The organism is Mesorhizobium sp. BR-1-1-10, from assembly GCF_020165595.1.
Taxonomy (GTDB): domain Bacteria; phylum Pseudomonadota; class Alphaproteobacteria; order Rhizobiales; family Rhizobiaceae; genus Mesorhizobium; species Mesorhizobium australicum.
The window spans coordinates 194151-221144 of record NZ_JAIUIL010000005.1; the positions used below are offsets into that span (position 1 = coordinate 194151).

The following is a 26994-nucleotide window of genomic DNA, read 5'->3' on the forward strand; positions in this document are numbered from 1 at the left end:
CGGAGCCCGCCATGACCGAAATCCTGCAGACCCCAAAGCTCGTCGTCGTCTTTGGCGGGTCAGGCTTTGTCGGCCGTCATGTCGTGCGGGCGCTAGCCAAGCGCGGCTATCGCATCAGGGTCGCCTGCCGGCGGCCCGACCTTGCCGGCCATTTGCAGCCGCTCGGCAATGTCGGCCAGATCCAGCCGGTGCAGGCCAATGTGCGCGTGCGCTGGTCGGTCGACCGCGCCGTGCAAGGTGCCGACCATGTCGTCAATCTCGTCGCCATCCTGCATGAGAGCGGCCGGCAGAAATTCTCCGCCGTGCACGAATTCGGTGCTCGCGCCATCGCCGAGGCGGCGCGCTCCGTCGGCGCCGGGCTCACCCATATTTCGGCGCTCGGCGCCGATCCGGATTCCGAATCGGATTATGCGCGCACCAAGGCGCTCGGTGAAAAGGCCGTGCTGGAGACGATCGCCGATGCCGTGATCTTGCGGCCGTCGATCAATTTCGGGCCGGAGGACAGCTTCTTCAACCGGTTCGCGAATATGGCGCGTTATTCGCCGGTGCTGCCGCTGATCGGCGGCGGCCAGACCAAGTTCCAGCCGGTCTATGTCGGTGACGTGGCGGAGGCTGTCGCGCGTTCGGTCGACGGCAAGATCGATGGCGGCCAGGTTTACGAGCTCGGCGGCCCCAACGTGCTCACCTTCAAGGAGTGCATGCAGGAACTGCTCACGGTTATCGAGCGCAAGCGCCTGCTGGTGCCGGTGCCGTGGTGGATGGCAAACATCCAGGCCTCGATCCTTGGCCTGTTGCCCAATCCGCTGCTGACCAAGGACCAGGTGATGCAGTTGCGCGAGCACAACGTCGTTTCGGACGAAGCCGCCAAGGCCAACCGGACACTGGCGGGGCTCGGCATCCAGCCGCAATCGATCGCGACGATCCTGCCGAGCTACCTCTGGCGCTTCCGCGCCGCCGGCCAGTTCCAGCAGCGTAAGCCCGCGGTATAAGAAGCGTCGGCCCTCAGCGAGGCCGAGGCGTGACCCGCATCGGCAGACCGCCTTGCGGCTGCGTGGTCAATTTCTGCACCGGCCAGGGTTTTGTTTCAGCGGTCGCGTCGAAGCGGAAGCGTGACAAGAGGATGGCGAGCGCGATGATCGCCTCCTGCATGGCGAAGCTGGCGCCGATGCAGACGCGCGGGCCGGCGCCGAAGGGCAGATATTGGAAGCGGTCGATCTTTTCACGGTTTCCCGGATGGAAGCGTTCGGGCAGGAAGGCGTCGGGCCGGTCCCACAGCTTCCTGTGGCGGTGAACGACCCATGGCATCACCAGCACGGCGGCGTGCTTGGGGATATAAAGATCCTTCCACATTTCCGGAACGATCGGCTCGCGATTGATCGATGGCGCCGGCGGGTAGAGCCGAAGCGCCTCGTCGAAAGCGGCGCGTGTCAGCGGCATGGCGTCGAGCCACTTCGCCGGATCGGGCTCGCGCGCCAGCACCCGGTCGATCTCCTGTTCGACCCGGTCGCGCTCCCAGGGCGATTCGGCCAGGCAATAGAGCGTCCAGCCGAGCGCGCGCGCCGTGGTCTCGTGGCCGGCGCCGATGAAGGTGATGATGTTGTCCTCGACTTCCGGGCGCGTCAGTCCGTCGGGGCCTTCGGCCTTGAGCAGCAGCGTCAGGAAATCCTGCGGCACGGCATCGGGGTCGCGCCTGAACTTCTCTTCGCGCATCTTGACCGTGTCGGTCACGATCTTGCGGAAATAGGCCATGGTCTTGCGGCCGCGGATACGGGTCAGCCGCGGCAGCCAGTCGGGCGCGCGCAGCAGGTCGAGCGGATCCACGCGGCCCATGGTTTCGAACAGGCGGTCGATCTCGTTGGCGAAACTGCCGGGCTCGCCCGCGATCTCGCCGGAAAACAGCGTCTCGGCCAGGATGTCATAGGTGAGCAGCGTCATGTCATGGGCGATATCGGACGTGCCGCCGGCCTCGTAACGGGTGACGAACTCCAGCGTCCGTTTCAGCATCGGCTGGGCGAAGCCGAAAATGTGGCGTGGCGTGAACACCGGCGCCATTGCCTTGCGCGACCGCTTCCACACCTCGCCCTCGGCCGTCAGCAGGCCGTCGCGCAGGATCGGCCTCAGTATCTTCTGGCGCACCGTCGCCATCTTGTAGTTCTTGGCGTTGTCGACCAGCACATGGCGGATCAGGCCCGGATCATTGGCGATGACCAGCGGCCCACCAGCGCCCTTGGCAGAAATCCAGGGTTCGTTGTAGGTCGGCTCGCCCCAGAGTTCGAGCGGGTTGCGATAGACGATGCGGATCATTTCCAGCGTCGAAGGCGGCGACGTGCGCGGCTTCGGGGCGGGAGGAACGAATGGGGCGGGCTGCGTGTCCATGAAGTGCTCCGCTGTTCCCATCAATGTAGTGGCTGCCACCTCGGGCGTCCATGTCACCGAACGGCAAACCGGACCGATGACGGCGGGAACGCCAGGGCGGACAGTCTGTTCATCCGATCGTGACCATTCCGTCACGGGTCCAACCTTGCCCGTTGGAACGCTCTGCCGTAGTGGCAGTCACCGACGGATACCCCCCGACAAAGGAGCCTGCCTTGAAGCACCAGTTGAACATCATCATCGGCAGCACGCGGCCCGGCCGCGCTGGCCCGGTTTTCGCCGAATGGCTGGAGACGTTCGTACGCGAACACGGAAAATTCGAGCCAGTGCTGACCGACATAGCCGCGTTCAACCTGCCGGTCCTGGATGAACCGCATCATCCAAGGCTCGGCAATTATCAGAACGACCACACCAAGGCCTGGTCGAAGGCGATGGATGCCGCTGACGCCTTCGTGTTCGTGGCGCCGGAATACAATTACTTCGCCGCACCCGCGATCATCAACGCGATCGACTATCTCGCCCGCGAATGGAAATACAAGCCCGCTGCGATCTTCAGCTATGGCGGTGTCTCCGGCGGCCTGCGCGCGGCGCAGGCGCTGAAGCCGCTGCTGACCTCGGTCGGGATCATGCCTATCCCGGAAGGTGTCGCGCTGCCGCTGTACCAGAAACTGCTCGACGAGAACGGCGCCTTCGATGCCAGCGAGCAAGTGCGGAGCGGGACCAAGACCATGCTGGACGAACTGTTGCGCTGGAGCGAGGCGTTGAAACCGATGCGCGCCGCCTGAGAGAGCCGCCTCAGCGCGGCTTGCTTGCGCCATAAAGAGGTGGAATGGTCGGCAAACGACTGAGCCGGGGGCGGTTCGACTGCGTTTGCTGTTTGCCATGCTGCTGATGCTTGCGACCACCGCTATCGCGGCGGCCGAGCGGCACGTGGCCATTGGTCATGGCCAATGACGACTACCGGCTGGTCCGGCCGCTTGCCAACCCCGCCCAAGGCGGCGAAGCGATGGAAGCGGCGCTGAGGAAACTTGGTTTCGCTGGAGCTCGACCAGACGGGCCGGCTGGCGCCCAGGGACAAATCCACGGTCAAATATTTGCGCGGCCTCCTGGCTAAATTCAACGCCCGAAAAAAATAGCCGGCTGCCGGCTCGGCATTCGCGCCGGAAATGCCTGCAAACCTTGGAAAAACCGCCTTTAGCGCCTATATCTACCCCATATCAGAAGCGCGATTCGGGGCCGATTTTTCGCGCTGTAAAAGCGGCATCTAGACAACAGGTTTTCATGAGCGACCAGACCGAGAACACAAACGGCGCTGAAGCCGAATACGGCGCCGATTCCATCAAGGTTTTGAAGGGGTTGGACGCCGTCCGCAAGCGGCCGGGCATGTATATCGGCGATACCGATGACGGCTCGGGCCTGCATCACATGGTCTACGAAGTGGTCGACAACGCCATCGACGAGGCGCTGGCCGGCCATGCCGACCTGGTTTCGGTGACGCTCAATCCCGACGGTTCGGTGACGGTTATCGACAATGGCCGTGGCATTCCAACCGACATTCACCCCAGCGAAGGCATTTCGGCGGCCGAAGTGATCATGACGCAGCTGCATGCCGGCGGAAAGTTCGACCAGAACTCCTACAAGGTGTCTGGCGGTCTGCATGGCGTCGGCGTCTCGGTGGTCAACGCGCTGTCGGCCTGGCTGAAGCTCAAGATCCGCCGCAACGGCCAGGTCTTCGAGATGAGCTTTACCCACGGCAATGCCGATGCGCCGCTGAAGGCGATCGGCAGCTACGAGCAGGACAAGCGCCCAGGCACCAATGAGGGCCGCAGCGGCACCGAGGTCACCTTCTTTCCGTCGTCCGAGACCTTTACCATGGTCGAATTCGATTTCGGCACGCTGGAGCACCGGCTGCGCGAACTCGCCTTCCTGAACTCCGGCGTGCGCATCGTTCTGACAGACGCCCGTCATGCCGACGTCGTGAAGCATGAACTGCACTATGATGGCGGCCTGGAAGAGTTCGTCAAATATCTCGACCGGGTCAAGAAACCGCTGATCGGAAAGCCCATCTCCATCAGGGCCGAGCGTGACGGCATCACCGTGGAAGTGGCGATGTGGTGGAACGACAGTTACCACGAGAATGTGCTGGCCTTCACCAATAACATCCCGCAGCGCGATGGCGGCACCCATCTGGCCGGTTTTCGCGGCGCACTGACCCGCCAGATCACTGGCTATGGCGAATCTTCGGGGCTGACCAAGAAGGAAAAGGTCTCGCTGATCGGCGACGATTGCCGCGAGGGCCTGACGGCGGTGCTGTCGGTCAAGGTTCCCGATCCGAAATTCTCGTCGCAGACCAAGGACAAGCTGGTCTCGTCGGAGGTTCGTCCCGTGGTCGAGGGACTGGTCAACGAAGCGCTCGGCACGTGGCTCGAAGAGCATCCGACCGAGGGCAAGGTGGTCGTCGACAAGGTGATCCAGGCCGCGGCGGCGCGTGAAGCGGCGCGCAAGGCTCGTGACATCACCCGCAAGACCTCGCTCGGCGTCACCTCGCTGCCCGGCAAGCTGGCCGATTGCCAGGAACGCGACCCGGCGAAGTCCGAAATCTTCATCGTCGAGGGTGACTCGGCCGGCGGCTCCGCCAAGGGCGGCCGTTCGCGCCAAAACCAGGCAATCCTTCCCCTGCGCGGCAAGATCCTCAATGTCGAGCGGGCCCGCTTCGACCGCATGCTCTCGTCCGACATGATCGGCACGCTGATCACCGCGCTCGGCACCTCGATCGGTAAGGACGAATTCAACGCCGACAAGCTGCGCTACCACAAGATCATCCTGATGACCGACGCGGACGTCGACGGCGCCCATATCAGGACCTTGCTGCTCACCTTCTTCTTCCGGCAGATGCCGGAGCTGATCGAGCGCGGCCACCTCTACATCGCCCAGCCGCCGCTCTATAAGGTGACGCGCGGCAAGAGCTCGCAATACATCAAGAATGAGAGCGCCTTCGAAGAATTCCTGATCGATTCGGGGTTGGAGGAAGCGTCCCTTACGCTCGGCTCAGGGGAAGTGCGGACCGGACAGGATCTGCACGGCGCCGTCGCCGATGCGCTTGCCGTGCGCCAGCTCATCAACGGCTTGCACACGCGCTATAACCGCGACGTCGTCGAGCAGGCGGCGATCGCCGGCGGGCTCAATCCCGAAATCTTCGCCGATCTTGGCCGCGCCAACGCGATGGCGGAGCGGATCGCGCAACGCCTCGACATCATTGCCGAGGACACCGAGCGCGGCTGGACCGGCCGCATGTCGACCTCGAACGAGGGCATCGGCGGCTATGTCTTCGAACGCACCGTGCGCAGCGTCAAGGAATACGCCCATCTCGACATGGCGTTGATCAATTCCGCCGACGCACGCCAGCTCGATCGCTACGCGCAGCGCCTCAGCGAAGTCTACGGGGCGCCGCCGGTGCTGCGCCGCAAGGAGGTGTCCGAAACAGTCTCGGGACCGCTGGCGCTGCTCAACGCGGTCTTTGCGACCGGCCGCAAGGGGCTGACCATGCAGCGCTACAAGGGTCTCGGCGAAATGAATGCCGAGCAGCTCTGGGAAACCACGCTCGACCCGAACGTGCGTTCGCTGCTGCAGGTCAAGGTCAACGATGCGACCGATGCCGACAGCCTGTTCTCGCGGCTGATGGGTGACGAGGTGGAGCCTCGGCGCGAGTTCATCCAGGACAACGCACTGTCGGTCGCCAACCTGGATATTTGAGGTTTCGCACAGCCTTTTTGACAGATTGGCATAGCTCGTGCCCGCGCCAATAATGAGGATGCGCCGGAACAGAAGGCCTTCGAAGACATTGTGACAGTGTCCATCACAATTTCTTGCAGGAGGCTTTTCATGGGACGCGGCATTCTACTCTGGTTGCTCGGCATTCCGATTCCGATCATCATCCTCATCATGCTGTTCGTACGGTAGGGGGCGTCGATGCAGTCCACCCTATCGGCTGTCGACGTATCCGCTTCCACGGAATCGTCCTCCACCGCCGTCAGCTGGGGACCGATCATCGCCGGCGCTTTCGCGGCCTCGACGTTGACGTTCATCCTCATGCTGCTCGGCTCAGGCCTTGGGCTCAGCATGGTTTCACCATGGTCGGGCTCTGGCGCGTCAATCACCACCTTCGCGGTTTCCACCGCCGTCTGGCTGGTGATCGTGCAGTGGCTGTCCGCCGGTGTAGGCGGCTACCTTGCGGGCCGGTTGCGGACCAAATGGGTCGGCATCCACACCGACGAAGTCTATTTCCGTGACACTGCGCACGGCTTTCTCGCCTGGGCGCTGGCCACCTTGCTGGTCGCCGGCGTGCTTGGCTCGGCACTTTCCGCCGCGATTGGTTCAGGTGTGCAGGCCGCGTCCACCGTGGCCTCGGGAGCCGCCATGGGTGCGTCGGCCGGCGCCTCGGCGAATGCCAGCGGTGCATCGACCGACAATGCGACCTCCTATCTGGTGGATTCGCTGTTCCGCCCTGCCGATCCGGCCAAGCTCGCCACCGCCAATCCTGCCGACGAAGCCGCCGCGGCCGGGCAGGCCTCGCGGATCCTGATTGCCGGCGCCGTCGCCGGCGAGGTTTCGGCGGAAGACAAGACCTATCTTGCGCAATTGGTCGCCGCGCGCACCGGCCTTTCCGAGGCTGATGCCAAGACGCGTGTCGACACGGTGCTGGCGAAGGCGCAGGACGCAAAGGTCAAGGCGAAGCAGGCGGCCGACACGGCAAGGAAAGCAAGCGCCACTTTCGCGCTTCTCGGCGCCTTGTCGCTGGTCATCGGCGCCTTCATCGCCAGTGCGGCCGCAGCGCTCGGCGGCAGGCAGCGCGATGAAGAGGAAGCGGTGTTCCTGACCAACGGCTGAAGGCAGCATCACGCCAAAATTACAGAGCCCGGCATCGACCGGGCTCTTTCTATTCGACGATCAAGACCGACCGGTCAGTGATCCATCGCCTTGACGATTTCCTCGGTCATCTTCTTGGCGTCGCCGAGCAGCATCATGGTGCCGTCCTTGTAGAACAGCGTGTTGTCGATGCCGGCATAGCCGGACCCGAGCGAGCGCTTGACGAACAGGCAGGTGCGGGCCTTGTCGACGTCGAGGATCGGCATGCCGTAGATGGGCGACGACTTGTCGTCGCGCGCGGACGGGTTGGTGACGTCGTTGGCGCCGATGACGTAGGCGACGTCGGCCTGGGCAAACTCCGAGTTGATGTCCTCGAGCTCGAATACTTCGTCGTACGGCACGTTGGCTTCGGCGAGCAGCACATTCATGTGGCCGGGCATGCGGCCGGCGACGGGGTGGATGGCATATTTGACGTCGACGCCGTTGGCCTTGAGCTTGTCGGCCATTTCACGCAGCGCATGCTGCGCCTGGGCGACCGCCATGCCGTAACCCGGCACGATGATGACCTTCTGCGCGTTCATCATGAGGTAGGCGGCATCGTCGGCCGAACCCTGCTTGACGGTGCGCTCGATGCCGTCATCGGCCGCAGCGGCGGTCTCGCCGCCGAAGCCGCCGAGGATGACCGAGATGAAGCTTCGGTTCATGCCCTTGCACATGATGTAGGACAGGATCGCGCCCGACGAGCCGACCAGCGCGCCGGTGATGATCAGCGCCAGATTGCCGAGCGTGAAGCCAAGGGCGGCGGCCGCCCAGCCGGAATAGGAATTCAGCATCGATACGACCACCGGCATGTCGGCGCCACCGATCGGGATGATCAGGAGCACGCCGAGCACCAGCGAGGCGGCAACGATCAGCCAGAACACCAGTTTCGATTCCGTGGTGACCAGCAGCACGATCAGCACGATCAGGGCCACGCCAAGGGCAGCGTTGATGACGTGACGGCCGCCGATCATGATCGGCTTGCCCGACATGCGGCCGTCGAGCTTCAGGAAGGCAATGACTGAGCCGGTGAAGGTGATGGCACCGATGGCGACGCCAAGGCTCATCTCGACCAGCGCCTGGGCATGGATGTCGCCATCCGTGCCGATGCCGAAGCTTTCCGGCGCATAGATGGCCGCGGCCGCCACCATGACGGCGGCAAGGCCGACCAGCGAGTGGAAGGCGGCGACCAGTTGCGGCATCGAGGTCATGGCGATGCGGCGCGCGGTGACGGCGCCGACGCCACCGCCAATGGCGAGGCCAAGCACGATCAGGCCGAAGCGACCGGCGGACGGGGTTGCCAGCGCCAGCGTGGTGGCAATGGCGATGCCCATGCCGATCATGCCGTAGAGATTGCCCTGCCGGCTGGTGGTCGGATGCGAGAGGCCGCGCAACGCCATGATGAACAGGACGCCGGATACCAGATAGAGGAAGGAGGCGAGATTGACGGTCACGTCACTTGTCCTTCTTCTTGTACATGGCCAGCATGCGCTGGGTGACGAGGAAGCCGCCGAAGATGTTGACCGAGACCAGCATCAGCGCGACGAAACCGAAGCCGGCGGCGACGCCGGAGGCCGCGATGCCGACGGCGAGCAGCGCACCGACGACAATGACCGACGAGATGGCGTTGGTGACGGCCATCAGCGGCGTGTGCAGTGCCGGGGTCACCGACCAGACGACGTAATAGCCGACGAAGATCGCCAGGATGAAGATGGCGAAACGGAAGACGAAGGGATCGATGGCCCCGCCCGAGAGCGCATGCGCGGCATCACCGGCCGCCTCTGCACCGCCTGGGGCATTGGCCAGGTTCTGCACCGCGAGCCGAACGGCAGCGCTTGCCTGGTCGAGCTGATCCAAGGCTTTCTGCAAGGTCTGGTCCATCACGCGGTCCCTTTCGGCTTCGGCGAGGGTGACTTGGATGCGGCGGTCTTCCCGGGCGCGGCCTTCCTGGGCGCGGCCGTGGCATCGGCGACCATGGTCGTGGCCGGGATCGCGGCCGGCTCGACATAAGGCTGCTGGTCGGCCTTGGCGAAGGCCGGATGAACGACCTTGCCGCCGTCGGTCAGCATGGTTGCCTTGACCAGATCGTCGTCGCGATTGATGGCAAGCGTCTTGGTCGTCTTGTCGACGAGCGTCTCGACGAAGGCGAACAGGTTCCTGGCATAAAGCAGCGAGGCGGATGCCGCGATGCGACCTGGCACGTTGAGATGACCGACGATCTTCACATTGTTGACCGTGGTGACGATCTTGCCGGCCTCGGCGCCCTCGACATTGCCGCCACGCTCGACGGCGAGGTCGATGATCACCGAGCCCGGCTTCATCGAGGCGACCATCGCCGCCGACACCAGCTTCGGCGCAGGCCGGCCGGGGATCAGCGCCGTGGTGATGACGATGTCCTGCTTGGCGATGTGTTCGGCGGTCAGCGCCGCCTGCTTGGCCTGGTACTCCTTCGACATTTCCTTGGCGTAGCCGCCGGCCGTCTCGGCGGCCTTGAACTCCTCGTCCTCGACTGCGAGGAACTTCGCGCCGAGCGAGGCGACTTGTTCCTTGGCGGCGGGCCGAACGTCGGTGGCGGTGACGACGGCACCGAGACGGCGCGCGGTGGCGATCGCCTGCAGGCCGGCAACGCCGACGCCCATGATGAAGACCTTGGCCGCCGGCACCGTGCCAGCCGCCGTCATCATCATCGGCAGCGCCCGGTCGTATTCGGCGGCTCCGTCGATCACCGCCTGGTAGCCGGCAAGATTGGCCTGGCTGGACAGGACGTCCATCGATTGCGCGCGGGTGATGCGCGGCATGAACTCCATCGAGAAGGCGGTGACGCCGGCTTTGGCCAAGGCCGCGACAGCCGCATCGTTGCCGTAGGGATCCATGATGGCGATCACCGCGGCGCCGGATTTGTAACTCTTCAGCTCGGCATCCGTTGGCCGGCGAACCTTCAGCACGACATCGGCATTGGCGACATCCGAGGCCTTGCCGATGACAGCACCCGTCTTGGCAAACTCTTCGTCGGGGATACGCGAGCGGGTGCCGGCTCCGGCTTCGACGATCACGTCGAAACCCAAGGCCGTCAGCCGCTTCACCGTATCGGGCGAAGCCGCGACACGCGGCTCGTTCGCGTCGAGCTCACGAGGGATGAAAACCGTCTGTCCCACCGCATGATCCTTTCGGCCGGAACCTGTCTGCGCGAAGTGTCGACCGGGATATCCGGCGACGTCAACCGCAAGAGCGTTTTGGAAGGTCTATCGCAGAATGAAGGCGCCGACTGCCAGAATAAGCACGAACAGGATCAGCGCAGAGAAGAAGCCGCCCGCGAAGAAGCCGAAAGCCATCGCCAGGAGAAGCGCGCCGCAGAAGAGCGAGCCATATTTGGCCAGCGCCAGGAAGCCCGCATAGGTGCGGTCATGCTCGGCATAGTCCATCTTCGCGCCCAGTTCTACAGGACCGCTCGGCGTGTGCTCAGCCATAGGAATACCCCTTCGAAGACATCTTTCAGGCACATACCGAAAAGCTGGGCGCAGGGCAATGGCGCTATTGCCGCATCGCAGCCGACAACTCCCTCAAGGGAAAATTGAAACTGGCGGCCGATGCCCGCGGGATGGCTTTTGCGCGAGCCCTGCCCAGCGTCTCAGCCAGCAAGGTGAGGAAAAAGCCCGAGCAGCCCAACGACAATCAGATAGAGCGCGACGATGTAGTTCATGAGCCGCGGCATGATCAGGATCAGCACGCCGGCGATCAGCGAGATAAGCGGTGTGAGCGCGAGCGAGTGGATGGTCATGACCGTATTCCTTCCCACGAACAATGCGACAGGAGCCCGGGGCGAAATGCCCGTTGGGCAGGATCGCGGCGACACTCGATGGCGATGCCGCTACCTATAACGGCGAAGCTGCGGGAAGGTTCAGATGCAAGGACGACGCCCGTTCAGGCAGCATCGCGGTAGTATTTCGCCGTCGGCACTATGGACAGCGGCGTCAGCCGGTTGATGGCCGGATTGGCGAACATCATCCGCTGTTCCACGGCTGTCGACTTAAAGAACGGAAACCGTTCGAGTGTCTGGCGCAAGTTTTCGCCGCACGGGATTTCGAACAGAGCGATCGGCGCAAGGACTCCCGGGAACACCTTGCCCTCTGTCCTCTGAACGGCATGAAAGATACGAGCATAGTAAGCGGAGTGCTCGATCTTGACCGGCGTTAGCACTGCGGTAAGCCCAAAGTAAGAAGCGGCCACCATGCCAAGCCTGAGCGTCAGAAAAGGCAGAACTCCGGGCGCGGGCGCACTGTCGGGATCGGTTGCGAAACGAGTCCCGTCGATGAACGTCTCTCCGCGGGCAAGCCGCTCGGCCAATATTTCGGGATAGGCGTCAACGGACGGCGAATGAGGGTGCTCTCTGGAAATGTAGTGAAGCCGTAACGTGCTGACCAGGTGTCCATCGAAATAGACGCCGAACCGATAGGAATTCGGCAGATTGTCCCAGCGATCCTCGAACATCCCGCTGGCGATCGGGCCGCACATGCCCGATTGCAGGTAGGATTGATAGCGAAGGCGGTAGATCGCCTCCAGATCCTCGCCTCCAGTGATGAGACGGTAGTCGACATGCTCCAGCAATTGCATGATCGACTGGTTCAGCGCCGACCCAGCATTGGAGCTGGCGCCAGCCCGCGCATCGTTTCTCGCAGCATCCATTCTCAAGTCCTCGTATCCGCCGTGAACAGGCTATTCGAGTTGAAATGAGACACAAGCCGAAAATTGGATCCCACTGGTTTACCACTTGTTAACCTTAACAGCTGGAGATCTATGGTTGCGGAGTGGTTGCTGAAGGGGCAGCCTGGACGTTCTAATCCAAGCCTTCATTCCTATGAAAGGCGCTGCAAACTCGGGCGTGAAAAGCACTGGAGCGTTCCGCTTTGACAGATGCGCCGATCCGGTCAAACCTTTTCGCTTCTTCAAAATCGGCCAAAACTACTGCGCGTCTTGGTTGGATTTGTTCGCCGCCGATAAAAATATTCTGGTTCGCACCAACCGCACGACCCAAGCACGCGCTTTATCAACTTCGATTGGCAGAATTTGCGACGAAAGCTAGCCGACTGTGCGCTTGGCGGCGAGACGCAGATCCGCGGCAAACGGCCAGGTGACGTTCGACATCGTCTCGATGCCCGACGCGCTGAGCGCCGCGCCGAACAGGAAGCCTTGGACAAGATCCGGCTTCACCGAATGCATGAGGACCTTAAGCTGCTCGAATGTTTCCACGCCTTCGATGGTGACGGTGAGCCCCAGGACACGGGTCAGGTCGACGACGCCCTTCAACAGCTCGAGCGAGCGCGGATTGTGGGTGACGTCCATCACGAACGACCGGTCGATCTTGATCTTGTCGAGCGGAAGCTTGTGGAGATAGCTCAGGCTTGAATAGCCGGTGCCGAAATCGTCGAGGGCGATGCGGACGCCAAGCTGCTTCAGTTCCTCGATATACTGGCGGGTCAGGGATTTGTCGTCGAGCAGCGCGGTTTCCGTGACTTCGATCTCCAGGCGGCTAGCATCGAGGCCGGAGTTAGCCAACGCATCGCGCACCTTTTGGATGACGTCGCGGCTGCGGAAATCCCTGGCCGAGAGATTGACCGAGACGCTGGTCTGGTCAGGCCATTTGGCGCATTCGGTGCAAGCTGCATGCAGCACAAAGGTGCTGATCTCGGAAATGATGCCCATCTCCTCGGCCAGGGGAATGAAGATGCCGGGAGAAATCGGTCCGAGATCGGGATGGTCCCAACGGCAGAGCGCCTCGCAGCTGGCGATGCGCATGGTGTTCATCGCCACGATGGGCTGGTAGACGACCCGCAGTTCCCTGCCTTCCACGGCGCTGCGCAGATCCGCCTTCATCAGCTGGCGATTGCGGAATGCGGCATCCATTGCCGCCTCGAACAGCCGCCACCCGTTCTTGCCGAGTTCCTTGGCCTTGTAGAGCGCCAGGTCCGCCTTGACGATCATGGCGTCGACATCGGTTCCGCCGACCTTGGACAGCACCGCGCCGGCGCTGGCCTGGATCCGCAACCCGTGGCCCGCCACGTCGACCTCTCCCTGCAGCTCGGCGAAAATCTGGTCGAGCAGGCTCTCCAGATGGCTTTCGTCATCGATGCGGTCGAAGAACAGCATGAACTCGTCGCCACCGAAGCGGCTGACGGTAAGGCCTTGCCCGGCGATGGCCGCCAGCCGGTCGGCCACGGCGTAGATCAGCCCGTCGCCGACGGGATGGCCGAGCGTGTCATTGACGCTCTTGAAATCGTCGAGGTCGATCACGGCGAGGCCGCACAGGCGATCCCGGTCGCCGGAGGCCATCAGCTCGCCGACCAGTTCGTGGAAATAGGCGCGGTTGGGAAGGCCGGTGAGATTGTCGTAGCGCGCCATGAAGCGGATCTTTTCCTCCGCTTCGACGCGCGCCGTGACATCCTCGAAGGTGATCACGCCGAGTTCCTGGCTGCCTTCACGCGCGGAGAATTCGTAATGCTGGCCGTTGGCGAGCGAAACAAGCACCTTGCGGTCCCTGCCCTCGCGCAGCGCGCGCGTCAGCTGCGCCTCGACGTAGCGGCAGTCCTTCGGCGCCAGCATGCCGCCGGCGACGCCGCGCATCAGAAGCCCGTGGATGGAGCGCCCGAGCAGCGCGTCGGCCGATTTCAGCGACATCAGGTGGGCGGCCTCGGCATTGGCGACCGCGACGCGCCCATCAGGGCCGAGCATGACCAGGCCGTGCGACATGGTGTTGAGCGCGCGGTCGAACTTGCGCGTTATGCTTTTCGCCTGCTTATGGCCGATGACCGCCGAAAACAGCACATTGCGAACATGGTCGGCGCTGTTGATGGTAATGAACGTCATCGGGAAGATCATCAGACCAAGGACGACGGACGGGGCATCCAGACGCAGCAGGAGCGCAAGCGCCGCCGGACCAATGAAGGTTACAGAAAAAATCCGCACCATGCGCGGAGACCCGTAATTACGGGCGACAACCGTGACCAGGGTCGCCAGGGTCAGCGACATTGCCGCCAGTTCGGCGAATGGGTCGGGATACACATAGATCGACACGAAGCACAGCGCACCCAATCCGAGGCCCTGCAAGCAGCCCTTGAGGATGTAACTGCGCTCCAATCGGTGTGCGTGTTCGACGTCGGCAATCACGCCCCCCGTCTTCAGGAAGCTGCGAATACCGAAATAACGCAGAAGGCTGATCGGCAGTAGAATAAAAGAAAAGGCCAGAAACAACGGATTTTGCGTGCGCAGATAAATCATGAATCCGAGGATCCAGTAGCACGCGCCACCGATCACCAACATGTGCGCGTTGTCGAACAACGACCGCACAAATTGGATATAGACATCCGCGGGGATGCTTTCGGTCTTTGTTTTGCCCATATGATCGGCCCAACGCTAAGCCTTGTCATGCCACAACCGCCTTAAGAAAGGCTTAGACAGAGGGGCTTAAGCTACGGCTTCGGTCGGCCCGCCTCGGCAAGAGGACCTTGCAGCAGGCTTCGGGCATGGGTGAGAAATCACTCAGCGGCACTGAGAACCGGTACCGGCATGACTTGGATCAGTCGCTGGAGCAGTCTGGAGCGCTCGCCCGCCGCCTTTTCGGCGCTTGCCTGCCGGACGTGGCCATAGCCGCGGATCAGCGCCGGGACCGAGACCAGGGCTACCGCGGCCTCGATCTTGCCCGGCGCCAGCGAACTGGCCACGAGCTGTAGATCGGCCTCGTACTGCGCCAGCAATTGCCGCTCCATGCGCCGCTCGGCGGTGTAGCCGAACAGGTCGAAGGCCGTGCCGCGCAGGCCCTTCATGGCAGCCAGCAGGCGAAAGCCTTTCATCATCCAAGGGCCGAAGCTCGATTTCCTGGGTTTGCCGTCATTGCCGCGACGTCCCATGATCGGCGGGGCGAGATGGAATTCAAGTTTCTCGTAGCTCTGGAACTGCATGCCAAGCGCGGCGGCGAAGGAGCCGTCGGTATAGAGCCGCGCAACCTCGTATTCGTCCTTGATCGCCATCAGCTTGAACAGGCTTTTGGCGGCAGCTTCGGTCACGTCGGTCGAGCCCGGCACGGCCTTCGTTTCTGACCCTCGCAGCGTCGATATCCTATCGGCGTAGCGCTTGCCGTAAGCAGCGTTCTGATAGGCCGTGAGGAAGGCAACACGGCGGGCGATGATATCGTCCAGTGTCTCAGCGACCGGACCGGCCTGTCCGGCCTTGTCGCCGAGGGTTGCGGACGGCTGGGCGATGAGGCCGCGCACGAAATCCGGCTGATGCGCGGCGCGGCGGCCCCAGCGGAAAGCAGCGATGTTCATCGCCACCGCTTCGCCATTCAATTCAATGGCCTTTTCGACGGCTTCGGCCGAGAGCGGCAGACCGCCGAACTGGAAGGCAAAGCCGAGCATGAACATGTTGGCGCCCAGCGAATTGCCGAACAGGGCTGTGGCGGTGCGGGTGGCGTCGAAGAAATGCGCCTTGTCGTCACCGGCCGCTGAGCGGATCGCCTTCTTCAGGCGCTCGATCGGCAGCGAGAAATCGGCTGATCGAGCAAATTCGCCCGGCATGATCTCGGCGGTGTTGGCGAGGAATATCGTATGCCCCTCGCGTACCGCCGTCAGCACCTTCTTGGCGCCCGACACGACGAGATCGCAGCCGAGCACGAGGTCGGCCTTCCCCGCCGAAACGCGGATGGCATTGATGTCTTCCGGTGTGCGGGCGATGCGGACATGGGTGAACACCGAACCGCCCTTCTGGGCCAGGCCGGCCATGTCGATCATGCCGCAACCCTTGTCCTCCAGATGCGCCGCCATGCCGAGCACGGCACCGACGGTGACGACGCCGGTGCCGCCGACGCCGTCGATGATCGCCGCCCAGCCCTCGGCGCCGAGCGGGAATTCGGCTGGCATCGGCACGCCTTCAAGCGGGTTGGTCCCGCCGGCCAGGCCCTCGGCCTTGCGGATCTTGGCACCGTGCACGGTGACGAAGGACGGGCAGAAGCCGTTGACGCAGGAGAAATCCTTGTTGCAGCTCGACTGGTCGATCTTGCGCTTGCGGCCGAATTCGGTTTCGACCGGCTGGATCGAGACGCAGTTCGATTGCACGCCGCAATCGCCGCAGCCTTCGCAGACCAGTTCATTGATGAACACCCGCTTGTCGGGATCGGGAAAGGTGCCGCGCTTGCGACGACGGCGCTTTTCGGCGGCGCAGGTCTGGTCGTAAAGCAGGATCGATACGCCCTTGACGTCGCGCAGCTCGCGCTGGACGAGGTCGAGGTCGTCGCGGTGGTGGATAGTGGCGCCAGCCGGGAATTCGGCCTTCCCGGCATATTTGTCGGGTTCGTCGGTGACGATGGCGATGCGGTCGACGCCCTCTGCCCGTACTTGCCTGGCGATCATGTCCACCGTCAGCCCGCCCTCATGCGGCTGGCCCCCAGTCATGGCGACGGCGTCGTTGTAGAGGATCTTATAGGTGATGTTGGCCTCGCTCGACAGGGCGAAGCGGATCGCCAGCGTGCCGGAATGGTTGTAGGTGCCGTCGCCTAGATTCTGGAAGATGTGGTCGCGCCTGGAGAACGGCGCCTGGCCGAGCCATTGCGCCCCCTCGCCGCCCATGGCGGTAAAGCCAACTGTGTTGCGATCCATCCACAGCGCCATGAAGTGACAGCCGATGCCGGCGGCGGCGATCGAGCCGTCCGGCACCTTGGTCGAGGAATTGTGCGGACAGCCCGAACAGAAGAAGGGTGTGCGCGAGCCGATGTCGGTGGCATCGGCCAGCATCGCCTGGAACTGACGTAGCTTCGCGACCCTGGCCGAAATCTCTTCGGATGGGCCGATGGTCCTCAGGATTCTCTCGCCGAGCGCAATGGCGATCTCGTTGGGGTCGAGCGCCCCCTTGGCCGGAAACAGCCAGTCGCCGCGCTCGTCCTTCTTGCCGACGATGGCCGGCTGCGAGGCCGTGCCATAAAGGCTTTCGCGCAGTTGCACCTCGATCAGCGAGCGTTTCTCCTCGACGACGACGATGGTGTCGAGACCGCGCGCGAAGTCGGCGATGTGCTGCAGGTCGAGCGGCCAGGGGCAGCCGACCTTGAACAGCCGCACGCCGATGCGGTTGGCGGCCTGCTCGTCGATGCCGATATCCTCCAGCGCCTGGCGGACATCGAGATAGCTCTTGCCCAGCGTGATGATGCCGAGTTTCGGATTGCGGCCGCCCGAATAGACGAGCCTGTTCAGCCCATTGGCATGGATGAAGGCGGAGGCCGCGGCACGCTTGTGTTCATGCAGCCGTTCTTCCTGGCCGAGCATGTCGATCTCGTGGCGGATGTTGAGGCCGCCCGGCGGCATGTCGAAATCCGGGACGACGATGTTCAACCGTTCGAGCGAGGCGTCGACCGAAGCCGTCGATTCGATGTTGTCCTTGACGCATTTGATCGCCGCCCAGGTGCCGGCGAAGCGCGACATGGCAAAGCCGTACAGGCCATAGTCGATGATCTCCTGGACACCGGCCGGGTTGAGGATCGGCACCATGGTGTCGACGAAGAGGAATTCCGTGGCGTGCGCATTGGTCGAGGATTCGGCCATGTGGTCGTCGCCCATGAGCGCAAGGACGCCGCCATGTCTGGACGAGCCGGCGAGATTGGCGTGGCGGAACACGTCGCCCGAACGATCGACGCCCGGCCCCTTGCCGTACCAGACCGAAAAAACGCCATCATGGGTGCCCTCGCCCAGCAGTTCCGTCTGCTGCGAGCCCCAGCAGGCGGTGGCGGCCAGCTCTTCGTTGAGGCCGGGCTGGAAAACGATGTCGGCCCCGGCGAGCTGCTTTTTCGCCTTCCACAGCTGCATGTCGAGGCCACCGAGCGGCGAGCCGCGATAGCCGGAGACGAAGCCAGCCGTGTTCAGGCCGGCGCGGCGGTCGCGCTCGCGCTGCATCAGGAGCATGCGGATGACCGCCTGCGCGCCGGACAGGAAGATGCGCTCCTTTCCAAGATCGAACTTGTCGTCGAGCGCGACATCGTGCAGCGTCATCAGGCATTTCCTCTGCGAAGGCCGCGCGGGGCAGCAGCCAACGTCGGGATCGGATGACGCATCCTTTCTCCCCTTGCAAGGCAGGTCAAACAAAATCGAAAGGACCGGCCAACGCGCGACAAGCAGTTCGGCGGGCGCTGGATCACGTATGAAACGGTGCGCCGACAGCGCGATGGCATACGAAAATTCCAGCCGAAATCGATGCCGTCGGAAGGTGTCAGCCGGCTTTCGAGCAGTCCGGCTTCGGCTCGCCCGGCAGCTTGCCGTCGGGATGACCGACGAGGTCGGGATTGGCCGTGTAGAGCTGGTCGATGACCAGCGGTCGATCGGGCAGGATGGACTGGTCTTCCGTCGACATCAGCGTGGTGTCGATCTCCTGCAGGACCGCGCCATCGGCGCCCTTGATGCTGATGGCGATGGCATAGGGCTTGTTCCTGACAACGCAGGTCAGCGCCGGGCTTTCCAGGCTCACCTTGTCGAGCTTCGGCCAGATCTTCTGCTCGACCACGAAGGGATCGCCACCGGCGGGGTTCTGGAAACTGGCAACCGCCACCTGACCCTCGCCCATCGGCCGCAAGGGTCTCAGCGTCACGACATAGGTCGCCCTGGCGAGGCGGTAGTTGAAGACGAATATCTTGCCGGAAACTTCAAACAGCTTGCCTTCACCGCCGGTATCCCGGCAAGCGCCAAGCGTCATCGCCGCGATCAGCGCCGCGCCAGCAACCGTCGAGCGGGAAAGAATTCTAGGCATTCCTGACCTCATTGGCCGCCATGCGGCGGCGATAGTGACGGCTTGCCTTCTGCCTGTTGCCGCACACCGCCATGTCGCACCAAAGGCGGCTGGAATTGCGGCTTCTGTCGACGAACAGCCAGGTGCAATTGGGACAGATCCTGAGCCTCGCGACGGTGTCGTCACGCAGCAGGGAAAGCGCCGAAACCGCCAGTGCCGCCTCGAAGGCGATCGGCGTCGCCGGATCGCCGAACGGCCGTCCCTGCGCCCCGATCTCGGTCCCGCCGGCGGCCAGGCCGTCGGCGCAGGACCGCAGGAATTCGGGCAGATCGGCGGTGGCGACCGCGCCTTTCAACACAGCGCCTCGAAACAGCCTATCGGTCGTCTCGCGGATCGACAGCACGACGGGCGCGATTGCCGCCGGCGAGGACACCGCCAGCCGCCTGTCGCCAAGCTCGGCGGCGCGAAAGCCGCTAGCCGCGTCGGCGAAGCGGGCGATTTCGGCCGGATCGTCGAAGCGGTCGAATGTGCGCTCCGGATCGCCGCGCAGCACGACGGTGTTCGCCGTGTCGAGCGCGAGCAGGCCGCCGGTGAAGCGGTGAGGAGTCCAGGCAACTGTCATTTCCGGAAATCTAACCGATAAATCGCGTTTGACAAGTTAGATTCGGCGATGCAAACCTCGGATGCGCAGGGTATCGTCGCCTTTGTCCGCTCCGCGCTTGTCCTATTCCCTCTTGGGCGGGATGCTTCTGGTGTTGTCGAGCATGCTTTACTTCTTCCAGCAGGTGCTGAACGGGCTGCATTCGGGTGCGCTCTATGCGTTGCTCGCCTTCGGCTATGTGCTGACCAACGGCATTCTGCACCGCACCAACCTCGCCTATGGGGCGCTGTTTGCCTTTTGCGGCCAGGCAATGATCCTGAGCGTCGCCTTCGGCTACCAGGTGCTGTGGCTGACGCTGCTTGCTTCGGTGCTGTTCGGCGTCCTCGCGGCGTTCCTCTATGCGGCGCTCATCAGCCATGTCCTGTCGCGCAGCGTCTTCGAGCCGTTGGCTGACCGCTCGCCCAACGCCATCGTGGTGACGACGCTCGGCATCCTGCTCGTCCTGTCGGAAGCAAGCCGCATCGCCGCCGACACGCATGATCTGTGGCTGCCGCCGACGCTGGCCGAGCCCGTCGTTTTAGCCGAAGGCTCCGGATTCAAGGCGACGCTGACGCTGATCCAGGTGCTCGACTGCGCCGTGGTCGTGGCGGCGGTCGCCCTCGCCACCTGGGCATTTGCCCGCTCAAGCTTCGGCCGGTGCTGGCGCGCCGTCTCCGACGACCCCAGGGCCGCCGCGCTGTGCGGCGTCGACGTGCTTGGCGTGTTCCGGCGTGCCGTGCTGTTCGGCGGCTTCTGCGCCGCGCTGGCCGGGGTCATGGCCAGCCTCTACTATGGCAATGTCAGCTTCGGTTCCGGCCTTGTCTACGGCCTGAAGATCCTGTTCGTGACGGCGGTCGGCGGTTATCTCTCGCCGCCGAAGGCGGCGCTGGGCGCAGCCGCTTTCGGCATGGCCGAATCACTGTGGGCCGGCTATTTTCCGGTCGAATGGCGAGATGCCTGGATGTATCTGTTCCTGGTTGCCATGCTGATCCTGATCGGCGCCGGCCGCGACACCGGCAAGGTCGTCTGATCCCGTCAGACTTTGGTTGCATGACGTCTCGTCAGGCCGCGGTTTTCCACCGTGCCGCGAGCGCCGATGGCCTGCATCCTTCGTCCCCGTGTTGACCAACCGGACCACGCACTGCATACGGTTGGGCCAGGCGGCGCGACGAAAGGGGCGATCGCGCGTCACCGCATCAGGGAGGAATGCATGGCAGGGCTTCTCGCTCTATCCAGAACGATCGATCGTATGAACGAGTTCATCGGCAAATCGGTATCCTGGCTGATCCTGCTGGCGATCCTGGTGAGTGCGGCCAACGCGGTCATCCGCAAGGTGTTCGACACCTCGTCCAACGCCTGGCTGGAGCTGCAATGGTACCTGTTCGGAGCCGCCTTCATGCTGGCCGCCGCCTACACGCTGAAACAGAACGAGCATATCCGCATCGATATCGTCTACGGCCTGTTTTCACGCCGCGTGCAGCACTGGATCGACCTCTTCGGCCACGTCTTTTTCCTGATGCCGTTCGTGACGCTGATGGTGTTCTATTTCGTGCCCTACGTGTCGCTGTCGTTTCACAGCGGCGAGATGTCGACCAACGCCGGCGGCCTGATCGTGTGGCCGGCCAAGGCGATCCTGCTGGTCGGCTTTTTCCTGCTCGCGCTGCAGGGCATTTCCGAGATCATCAAGAAGATCGCCATCATGCGCGGCGTCATTGAGGATCCCAACCCATTCATTTCCGTGCACGAACAGGCTGAACTCGAAGCCAAGGCGCTCGCCGAAGAGGTGCGTTCGTGATGGAGTTCATCGCCCAGAACATGGCGCCGATCATGTTCGCCTCGCTGATCCTGTTCATGCTGATCGGCTATCCCGTCGCCTTTTCGCTCGCCGCCAACGGCTTGATGTTCTTCTTCATCGGCGTGCTTCTGACGCCCTATTCGGGCGGAGCGATCAATCTCGCATGGCCGCTGCTCTATGCGCTGCCGGACAATTTCTACGGCAGCCGGGTTATGTCGAACGACACGCTGCTGGCAATCCCGTTCTTCACCTTCATGGGCATCGTGCTCGAACGATCGGGCATGGCGGAAGACCTGCTCGACACGATCGGCCAGTTGTTCGGGCCCGTCCGCGGAGGCCTCGCCTACGCGGTGATCTTCGTCGGCGCACTGTTGGCCGCGACCACAGGCGTGGTGGCGGCGTCCGTCATCGCCATGGGACTGATCTCGCTGCCGATCATGCTGCGCTATGGTTATGACCGCCGGGTGGCATCCGGCGTCATCGCTGCCTCGGGCACGCTCGCCCAGATCATTCCGCCGTCGCTGGTGCTGATCGTTCTCGCCGACCAGCTCGGCCGCTCTGTCGGCGACATGTATGCCGGCGCCCTGATCCCCGGCCTGGTGCTGACCGGCCTATACACGCTCTACATCGTGATCATGTCGATCGTCCGGCCAAAGTCGATGCCTGCCCTGCCGCTTGAGGCGCGGACGCTCGGCCATGGCGTGGTGTCGTTGCTGATCGCGTTGATAGCGGCCATTGCGATCGCCTATGCGGCCTACCGTTACCTGGTGCCCGCTCATGGCGACAACGCCGATATTCTCGGCGCGACGGTCGGCGTCATCTTCATCTACATCGTCGCGATCCTCGACCGCAGCCTGAACATCAACATGATGTCGCGGCTGGCGCAGCAGGTCGTGATCGTGCTGATCCCGCCGCTGGCGCTGATCTTCCTGGTGCTGGGCACCATCTTTCTCGGCATCGCCACCCCAACCGAGGGCGGCGCGATGGGCGCGGTCGGTGCGCTGGCGATGGCGGCAATGAAGGGCCGGCTGTCGATGGACGTGATCAAGCAGGCGCTGGCCTCGACGACGCGGCTGTCGTCCTTCGTGCTGTTCATCCTGATAGGCGCGCGGGTGTTCTCGCTGACCTTCTACGGCGTCAACGGCCAGATCTGGGTCGAGCATCTCTTGACCTCGCTGCCGGGCGGCGAAGTCGGCTTCCTGATCGGCGTCAACATGCTCGTCTTCTTCCTCGCCTTCTTCCTCGATTTCTTCGAACTGGCCTTCATCATCGTGCCGCTGCTGGCGCCGGCGGCCGACAAGCTCGGCATCGACCTGATCTGGTTCGGCGTGCTCCTGGGCGTCAACATGCAGACCAGCTTCATGCATCCACCATTCGGCTTCGCGCTGTTCTACCTGCGCTCGGTCGCTGCCCGCGTGCCCTATCTCGATCGCCTGACCGGCAAGCAGATCGCGCCGGTGACAACGGGCCAGATCTATTGGGGCGCGGTGCCATTCGTCTGCATCCAGGTGATCATGATCGGCCTGACCATCGCCTTCCCGCAAATGGTGATGCGCTACAAGGGCACGGCCGTCGATTCCGGCACGATCGACTACACGGTGCCCGGGGTGCCCAGCCTGTCGCCGCTCGGCGCGCCGGACGGTGGCGGCGTGCCTGCCAATGGCGGCGCCGCACCGACGGCGCCCGGCACGCCCGATCTGTCGCAGCCCCCGAATTTCGGCGATGCGCCGTCGGCCAAGCCGGCTGCACCCGCGCCGGACCTGTCGCAACCGCCGAGCTTCAATTGATGGAAACGATGCCATGAAAGCCGTGCGGTTGGAGGCAGTGGGCAGCATCTCGTTGCGCGAGATCGCCAAACCGGTCCCGGGCCCGGACGACCTCCTGGTGCGGATCGAAGCCTGCGGTGTCTGCGGCACCGACCGGCATCTTTTCCACGGCGAGTTCCCCTGCAGGCCGCCAGTGACACCCGGGCACGAATTCTCCGGCATCGTCGAGGCAATCGGCACCGCCGTCTCCGGCTTTGCCGTCGGCGACCGCGTCACCGGCGACCCCAACATCGCCTGCGGGCGCTGCGGCCATTGCCATGCCGGCCGCGTCAATTTGTGCGGCAATCTCACCGCCATCGGCATCCACCGCGACGGCGGCTTTGCCGACTATGTGGTGATTCCGCAGAAACAGGCCTTTGTCCTTCCCACCGATCTGAAGCCAACTCATGGTGCTTTCTGCGAGCCGCTCGGCTGCTGCCTGCACGGCGTCGACCTTGCCGAGGTCAAGCCAGGCAGCTCGGTGGTGGTGCTCGGCGGCGGCGTCATCGGCCTGCTTACCGTGCAACTGGCGCGGCTGGCCGGGGCGACCACCATCATCCTGTCGACACGGCAAGCCTCGCGGCGCGCGCTTGCCAGCGAACTCGGTGCGACGGCGACGGTCGATCCCGCCGCCACCGATGTGATCGATGCCATCGCCGGTCCGGCCGGCCTGATGCCCGGTGGCGCCGACGTGGTGTTCGAATGCGCCGGTGTGCGCGAGACCGTCGAGCAGTCGATGAGGCTGGCAAGGGCGGGCGGCACCGTCGTTATCGTCGGCGTGACGCCGCAAGGCATGAAGGTGGAATTCGAGCCCTTCGACCTGTTGTTCCGCGAACTCAAGGTAGTGGGCTCATTCCTCAATCCCTACACGCATCGCCGCGCCGCCGAGCTTATCGCGTCGGGCGTGATCGAGATCGATCGGTTGATCTCCAGGCAAGTCACGCTCGAAGAGGCGCCAGGGGTGATCGCCAACCCGCCGGCTCCTGGTGAAGTGAAGGTGCTGGTGGTGCCAGCTATGGGCTGAGGTTCAGGCTTCGCGGCATTTGGCAATTGCCGTCGCCGTCGAGCAAAGAAAAGCCCCGGGGAACAAAAATGCCCCGGGGCTTTCGAAAAGCAAAGTGCGATCGCCTACAGCTTGCCGTTGCGCTGCTGGACCATCATGAAGGTGTCGTAATTGTATTCGGCCACCTGCGCCCAGAGATAGTGCTCCTTGCGGAAGCCCTTGATCGATTCCCAGATCTTCTTGAACGGCGCGTTCGAGGCTTCCATTTCGGCGTAGACCTCGTTGGCCTTCTCGAAGCAGGCGGCCATGATCTCCTGGCTGAATGGGCGCAGTTTAGCGCCGCCGGCCACCAGCCGCTTCACCGCCGGAGGGTTCACATAGTCGTATTTCTGCAGCATGTTGGCGTCCGCGGCCTGGGCGCACGTCCGCAGCAGCGACTTGTAGGTCGGCGAAAGCTCGTCGTATTTCGCCTTGTTGAACATCAGGTGGACGGTCGGGCCGCCTTCCCACCAGCCGGGATAGTAATAATAGGGCGCGACCTTGTAGAAGCCGAGCTTCTCGTCGTCATAGGGGCCGACCCATTCGGCGGCGTCGATGGTGCCTTTTTCCAGCGCCGGGTAGATGTCGCCGCCGGCGATCTGCTGCGGCACCACGCCGAGCTTCTGCACCACTTTGCCGGCAAAGCCGCCAATGCGCATCTTGAGGCCGGAGAGGTCGGCGACGGTGTTGATCTCCTTGCGGAACCAGCCGCCCATCTGCACGCCGGTGTTGCCGCCCGGCAGGCCGAACAGACCTTGCGTGGCGAGAAACTCATTGAACAGGTCGATGCCGCCGCCATGGTAGTGCCATGCATTCATGCCGCGCGCGTTGAGCGAAAAGGGCACCGCCGCACCCAGCGCCCATGTCGGGTCCTTGCCCCAGTAATAATATGCCACCGTGTGGCAGGCCTCGACCGTGCCGGCCGTGGTGGCATCGGCGGCCTGCAGGCCGGGAACAAGCTCGCCCGCGGCAAAGACCTGGATCTGGAAATTGCCGTCGGTGGCTTCCGACAGCATCTTGGAGAACACTTCGGCCCCGCCATAGATGGTGTCGAGCGACTTCGGGAAGGACGACGCCAATCGCCATGTCACCTTGGGGTTGGACTGGGCGATTGCCGGTGCGGCGAGCGTGGCCGCCGCCGCGGCTGCGCCGACGCCGGTGACGCCGGCCTTGCGGATAAATGAACGACGATCCATGCAGTTCCTCCCTTTTGGACCAACAAACCGACGTTCGGGAAATCCTCGGCTCCCGCATCGGTTCGCTCGAAACAATACACGGGCAAGGAGTCGAGTCCAGCACGCCGGCCGGATTTGATGGCGAAGCCATGCGACCCTGCAACTATAGTCTAACAGGCGGTTTCGTGGCCCATGCGACACGCTGAGACTTGGCTGGAAAAATGGCCGGGGATCGCTTATTTTAAAGGCAGGATATCCCTTGCCAGATGGAAGACAGACCCAAAATGCAGCAGCCGCTCGTCGCCATATCGACCGACGTCCGTCAGTTCGACAACTACACCTGGCATGCCGCCCCTCAACAATATCTGGAAGCAGCAATCGTAGGTGCCGGCGTTTTCCCACTGCTCGTGCCATCGTTCGGCGACCGGCTGGACTTCGACGAACTTCTGTCGTCGGTCGACGGCGTCATGCTGACGGGCTCGAAATCCAACGTCGACCCCTCGCTCTATGGCGGCGATGCCAGCGAAGCGAACGGCCCCTATGACACCGCGCGCGACGCCACGACGCTGCCGCTGATCCGCAAGGCGATCGAGCGCGGCGTGCCGCTGCTTGCCATCTGCCGCGGCATCCAGGAATTGAACGTGGCGCTCGGCGGCACACTGGGCACCGAGATCCAGGAGCGCGAGGGGTCGCTGGACCACCGTGCGGCGGTGAGCGACAAACAGGATGAGCGCTTCGCTATTCACCAGACCATTTCGATCAAGGCAGGCAGTTGCCTGGCCGGCGTGTTCGGCGCCGGCGACATCAAGGTCAATTCCTTGCATCGCCAGGCGATTGACCGGCTGGGATCGAAGCTCGAGATCGAGGCTGTCGCCACCGACGGCACGGTCGAAGCGGTTTCGGTCAAGGGTGCCCGCGCCTTCGCCGTCGGCGTCCAGTGGCATCCCGAATACTGGGTCAAGTCGGACAGCAATTCCGCCAAGATTTTTCGCGCTTTCGGCGATGCGGTGCGCCTGCATGCCGCCGCGAAAGCCGGCGCGCGGGCGGCGGCGGAGTAGTCAGTTTCCAGGTTTCAGGCCACCGTCTGATGCCAGCGACAGCAACGGCAGGGCCGGCGCGTAGGATTCGTAGCCATCGCCATCAGCCACGGCAAAGGTGACGATCGGATCGATGCCGTTGGCGCTGAAGGCAACGGTTCCGTCGTTTTGCTCGCGCCAGAATTTAGCCCGCTCGAGGCCCGGCAGGAGCCGTCGGCAATTCGGCGCCACCGTCAGCAGCGACAGGCCATCCGAGACCGAGGCGCCGCGCGTGACCGCGCATGCGCCTTCGTCGCCATTGGCAATCAGTCTGTAGGCATTGGAAGGCGTGGCCTCATTGGCAATGCTTTCCCCGCTGCCGTCATGAAACAGCTGAACGCCGCCAAACAGCGCGGCTGCACCGATCAATGCGAAAAGCGTTTTCATCATTCCTCATCCAGCACACAGGATGAAGAATGATTTCAAAGG

The 26994-nt window shown here is 63.4% G+C and carries 22 protein-coding genes; 9 read left to right on the top strand and 13 right to left on the bottom strand.

The window, feature by feature from the left end:
* Positions 1-11: 11 nt before the first annotated feature.
* Positions 12-989, top strand: coding sequence for a complex I NDUFA9 subunit family protein (locus LB555_RS12420; RefSeq protein WP_015314271.1), 978 nt, complete (start codon positions 12-14; stop codon positions 987-989).
* Positions 990-1002: 13 nt separating this feature from the next.
* Here the strand turns inward: LB555_RS12420 and LB555_RS12425 are convergent, their stop codons facing one another.
* Positions 1003-2376 carry a cytochrome P450 gene (locus LB555_RS12425; RefSeq protein ID WP_140660055.1) on the bottom strand — a complete coding sequence of 458 codons (1374 nt, stop codon included), beginning with the start codon at positions 2374-2376 and terminating at the stop codon, positions 1003-1005.
* Positions 2377-2588: 212 nt separating this feature from the next.
* Between LB555_RS12425 and LB555_RS12430 the strand changes: the two genes are divergently transcribed.
* From LB555_RS12430 to LB555_RS12440, 3 genes are all read left to right on the top strand, one after another.
* Positions 2589-3158 (top strand): NADPH-dependent FMN reductase, encoded by a 570-nt coding sequence (locus LB555_RS12430; RefSeq protein WP_140714338.1) that lies wholly within the window; start codon positions 2589-2591, stop codon positions 3156-3158.
* Positions 3159-3654: 496 nt separating this feature from the next.
* On the top strand, positions 3655-6126 hold the full coding sequence (gyrB, locus tag LB555_RS12435) for a DNA topoisomerase (ATP-hydrolyzing) subunit B (RefSeq protein ID WP_140615003.1): 2472 nt from the start codon (positions 3655-3657) through the stop codon (positions 6124-6126).
* Positions 6127-6342: 216 nt separating this feature from the next.
* The gene (locus LB555_RS12440; protein ID WP_015314275.1) at positions 6343-7260 is read left to right on the top strand and encodes a membrane protein; all 918 of its coding nucleotides are present in this window, start codon (positions 6343-6345) and stop codon (positions 7258-7260) included.
* Between the two features lie 74 nt (positions 7261-7334).
* Here LB555_RS12440 and LB555_RS12445 read toward each other — a convergent pair whose 3' ends face one another.
* The 10 genes from LB555_RS12445 to LB555_RS12490 form a co-directional block, all read right to left on the bottom strand.
* Positions 7335-8732 (bottom strand): NAD(P)(+) transhydrogenase (Re/Si-specific) subunit beta, encoded by a 1398-nt coding sequence (locus LB555_RS12445; RefSeq protein WP_015314276.1) that lies wholly within the window; start codon positions 8730-8732, stop codon positions 7335-7337.
* A gap of 1 nt (position 8733) precedes the next feature.
* Complete coding sequence (locus LB555_RS12450; protein WP_015314277.1) at positions 8734-9159, bottom strand: NAD(P) transhydrogenase subunit alpha; 426 nt, start codon at positions 9157-9159, stop codon at positions 8734-8736.
* Positions 9159-10433, bottom strand: coding sequence for a Re/Si-specific NAD(P)(+) transhydrogenase subunit alpha (locus LB555_RS12455; RefSeq protein ID WP_140723378.1), 1275 nt, complete (start codon positions 10431-10433; stop codon positions 9159-9161). Before LB555_RS12455 ends, LB555_RS12450 begins: the two co-directional genes overlap by 1 nt.
* Positions 10434-10520: 87 nt before the next feature.
* A complete protein-coding gene (locus tag LB555_RS12460; RefSeq protein ID WP_015314279.1) occupies positions 10521-10745 on the bottom strand; it encodes an aa3-type cytochrome c oxidase subunit IV in 225 nt (74 codons plus the stop codon).
* Positions 10746-10906: 161 nt separating this feature from the next.
* Entirely contained in the window at positions 10907-11056 is a 150-nt protein-coding gene (locus LB555_RS12465) for a DUF3096 domain-containing protein (protein ID WP_224682977.1), read from the bottom strand.
* 143 nt (positions 11057-11199) lie between these two features.
* The gene (locus LB555_RS12470; protein WP_015314281.1) at positions 11200-11961 is read right to left on the bottom strand and encodes an N-acyl amino acid synthase FeeM domain-containing protein; all 762 of its coding nucleotides are present in this window, start codon (positions 11959-11961) and stop codon (positions 11200-11202) included.
* 393 nt (positions 11962-12354) lie between these two features.
* Positions 12355-14670 (bottom strand): putative bifunctional diguanylate cyclase/phosphodiesterase, encoded by a 2316-nt coding sequence (locus LB555_RS12475; protein ID WP_015314282.1) that lies wholly within the window; start codon positions 14668-14670, stop codon positions 12355-12357.
* A gap of 137 nt (positions 14671-14807) precedes the next feature.
* Complete coding sequence (locus LB555_RS12480) at positions 14808-18302, bottom strand: indolepyruvate ferredoxin oxidoreductase family protein (RefSeq protein WP_224682978.1); 3495 nt, start codon at positions 18300-18302, stop codon at positions 14808-14810.
* Positions 18303-18519: 217 nt separating this feature from the next.
* Positions 18520-19053 carry a hypothetical protein gene (locus LB555_RS12485; RefSeq protein ID WP_224682979.1) on the bottom strand — a complete coding sequence of 178 codons (534 nt, stop codon included), beginning with the start codon at positions 19051-19053 and terminating at the stop codon, positions 18520-18522.
* Positions 19046-19654 carry a CGNR zinc finger domain-containing protein gene (locus LB555_RS12490; RefSeq protein ID WP_140660061.1) on the bottom strand — a complete coding sequence of 203 codons (609 nt, stop codon included), beginning with the start codon at positions 19652-19654 and terminating at the stop codon, positions 19046-19048. The genes LB555_RS12485 and LB555_RS12490 overlap by 8 nt, the downstream gene beginning before the upstream one ends.
* Positions 19655-19796: 142 nt before the next feature.
* Here LB555_RS12490 and LB555_RS12495 point away from each other — a divergent pair, with 142 nt between their 5' ends.
* From LB555_RS12495 to LB555_RS12510, 4 genes are all read left to right on the top strand, one after another.
* Complete coding sequence (locus tag LB555_RS12495; RefSeq protein ID WP_224683095.1) at positions 19797-20702, top strand: branched-chain amino acid ABC transporter permease; 906 nt, start codon at positions 19797-19799, stop codon at positions 20700-20702.
* Between the two features lie 180 nt (positions 20703-20882).
* The gene (locus LB555_RS12500; RefSeq protein WP_015314287.1) at positions 20883-21467 is read left to right on the top strand and encodes a TRAP transporter small permease subunit; all 585 of its coding nucleotides are present in this window, start codon (positions 20883-20885) and stop codon (positions 21465-21467) included.
* Positions 21467-23254, top strand: a complete 1788-nt coding sequence (locus LB555_RS12505; RefSeq protein WP_224683096.1) for a TRAP transporter large permease subunit — start codon at positions 21467-21469, stop codon at positions 23252-23254. The genes LB555_RS12500 and LB555_RS12505 overlap by 1 nt, the downstream gene beginning before the upstream one ends.
* 13 nt (positions 23255-23267) lie before the next feature.
* Positions 23268-24296: a zinc-dependent alcohol dehydrogenase family protein gene (locus LB555_RS12510; RefSeq protein ID WP_224682980.1), complete on the top strand. Its 1029-nt coding sequence runs from the start codon at positions 23268-23270 to the stop codon at positions 24294-24296.
* A gap of 104 nt (positions 24297-24400) precedes the next feature.
* On the opposite strand, the gene LB555_RS12515 is transcribed toward LB555_RS12510, so the two are convergent.
* Positions 24401-25510 carry a TRAP transporter substrate-binding protein gene (locus LB555_RS12515; protein ID WP_027142806.1) on the bottom strand — a complete coding sequence of 370 codons (1110 nt, stop codon included), beginning with the start codon at positions 25508-25510 and terminating at the stop codon, positions 24401-24403.
* A 245-nt stretch (positions 25511-25755) separates the two neighbouring features.
* Here LB555_RS12515 and LB555_RS12520 point away from each other — a divergent pair, with 245 nt between their 5' ends.
* Positions 25756-26547 carry a gamma-glutamyl-gamma-aminobutyrate hydrolase family protein gene (locus LB555_RS12520; RefSeq protein ID WP_224622904.1) on the top strand — a complete coding sequence of 264 codons (792 nt, stop codon included), beginning with the start codon at positions 25756-25758 and terminating at the stop codon, positions 26545-26547.
* Here the strand turns inward: LB555_RS12520 and LB555_RS12525 are convergent, their stop codons facing one another.
* Positions 26548-26952, bottom strand: coding sequence for a hypothetical protein (locus LB555_RS12525; RefSeq protein ID WP_224682981.1), 405 nt, complete (start codon positions 26950-26952; stop codon positions 26548-26550).
* Positions 26953-26994: the final 42 nt, after the last annotated feature.